This is a genomic window from Kocuria sp. NPDC057446, assembly GCF_042802875.1.
Classification (GTDB): Bacteria; Actinomycetota; Actinomycetes; order Actinomycetales; family Micrococcaceae; genus Kocuria.
Genome location: NZ_JBHVDI010000254.1, coordinates 1,706 through 2,847, shown reverse-complemented (window position 1 = coordinate 2,847; position 1,142 = coordinate 1,706). Strand labels below are relative to the sequence as shown.

Annotated in this window: 1 protein-coding gene; it reads right to left on the bottom strand. The window is 73.6% G+C overall.

Annotated elements, in window-relative coordinates; all coding sequences use genetic code 11:
* Positions 1-38 precede the first annotated feature (38 nt).
* The gene (locus tag ACFU0Y_RS17775; protein WP_380216232.1) at positions 39-857 is read right to left on the bottom strand and encodes a DUF4397 domain-containing protein; all 819 of its coding nucleotides are present in this window, start codon (positions 855-857) and stop codon (positions 39-41) included.
* Positions 858-1,142 lie beyond the last annotated feature (285 nt).

Below are 1,142 nucleotides of genomic sequence, written 5' to 3'. Positions count from 1 at the left end.
CCGCCGTGCCCCCGGACCGTGCCTGTCGGGCCTGCTCACTACCGGCGGTTCCCCACGAGCACCCGGCGGGCGCCGTAGGCCGCGCCGATCAGGCCCAGCGCACCGGCGGCCGCGAGACCGGCGGTCAGCATGGTCCGCTGCTCCTGGGCCGCGAGCCCGGACTGGCCGCCCGGCACGGCCTCGGGCGCCTGCTCCATGCCCTCCAGGGTCTGGACGGCGAGGTCCAGGTTCCCGGCCTCGAGGGAGCCCCACGCGTACACGATGTTGTGGGTGCCCTCGGCCAGCTCGAGATCGGCGGGGCCGATCACGGGGTCGGTGGTGCCCGCGGCGGCCACGGACGCCGAGACGGTGCCGGCGTCGACCGGCAGGGTCTCCTCGTTCGGGTTCTCGAGCCCGGTGATGATCGGCTGGTCGCCCGCGAGGACGTCCACGGCCGGGGCCGCGGCCACGTGCCGGACCGTGAGGTGCGACTTCCCGGCCTCGATCTCGGACATGTCGTTGGTGAACAGGGCGGCCGTCGGATTGCCCTCGGCGTCGAGGTGGGCCGCGGCCGTGTAGCTCATGCCGGTCTGCAGGTCCGCGGTGACGGGACCGATGATCGGCTCCGAGGCGTCGGCGGCGTCGGGCGCCGTGATGGCCAGGTCGTAGCTGCCGGCCGGCAGCTCCAGCGGGCCGGCCAGGGTGCCCGGCTCGAAGTCGTCGAGGGTGAGCTCGCCATTGACGTAGACGTCCACGACGGTGTCGGGGACTCCGTGGAGCACGGACAGCTCGGCGTGCTCGGCGGCGAACGCCGGGCTCATGCTGAGGGCACCGGCACCGAGGCCGAGGACTGCTGCGGCGGAAAGGGTCTTGCGCATGGTAACTGCTCCTTGAACGGGCTCCCTGGCGGAAGCGGAATTGACCTTGCACCCGTACTACCGCCGTGGACCCCTCCGTGGATGCACCAGGTCACATTTTTTTCCGAGCAGTTCTTCCTCGCCCCGTCCGGCACCACCGGGAGGGGCCGCGTCCCGGTCCGCGCGGCCGGTCCGCGCGGGGGGGGGGGGGGGCGGGGGCCCCGCCCACGCCCGGCACCCGGCGCACACCACCACGAGCGGGGAGGTCACCTGCCGCAAGGACGGGGACACCACCAGGTCCAGCAA

Coding starts and splice junctions, on each gene's coding strand:
- ACFU0Y_RS17775 (WP_380216232.1), bottom strand. CDS start 857: ATGCGCAAGACCCTTTCCGCCGCAGCAGTCCTCGGCCTCGGTGCCGGT.